Annotated in this window: 1 protein-coding gene; it reads left to right on the top strand. The window is 73.9% G+C overall.

The window, feature by feature from the left end:
* Positions 1-552: CYTH domain-containing protein (locus VTU_RS26005; RefSeq protein WP_010102062.1), on the top strand; the 552-nt coding region annotated here is incomplete at both ends.

Consider the following 552-nt stretch of genomic DNA (forward strand, 5'->3'; position numbering starts at 1 on the left):
GCGACGCAGCAGGCGGTGCACAGCGTCTACTACGACACCCCCACGCAGGCGCTGCGGCAGCAGCGGGCCACGCTGCGCCTGCGCCGCGTGGGTGCAGACCGCGGGGCGCAATGGCTGCAAACGCTCAAGACCGCCGGGCGCTGCGACTCGGCCCTGAGCCAGCGCGGCGAGTGGGAGCTGCCAGTGGCCGGCCCTGCGCTGGAGTTGGGGCAGTTCGCCGACACCCCCTGGCCGGCGCTGGACCCCGAAGGCGTTCTGGCCGCAGCGCTCGAGCCCTGCTTTGCCACCGACTTCGAGCGCACCCGCTGGACGCTGCGCGTTCCCGGCGGCGGCCGGGTGGAGGTGGCGCTGGATATTGGCCGCATCGTCGCGCAGGAATGCCAGGCGCCGATTGCCGAACTGGAATTGGAACTCCTCGAAGGCCCGCCCGCGGCGCTGTTCGCGCTGGCCCGCCGCATTGCCCGCAGCACGCCGCTGCTGCCCCTGGCGGCGAGCAAGGCCGAGCGCGGCTTTGCGCTGCGGCGCCAGGCAGGCAGCGGTCCCGAGGCCATG

It is taken from the genome of Verminephrobacter aporrectodeae subsp. tuberculatae At4, from assembly GCF_000193225.1.
In the GTDB taxonomy this organism is placed as follows: Bacteria; Pseudomonadota; Gammaproteobacteria; order Burkholderiales; family Burkholderiaceae_C; genus Acidovorax; species Acidovorax aporrectodeae.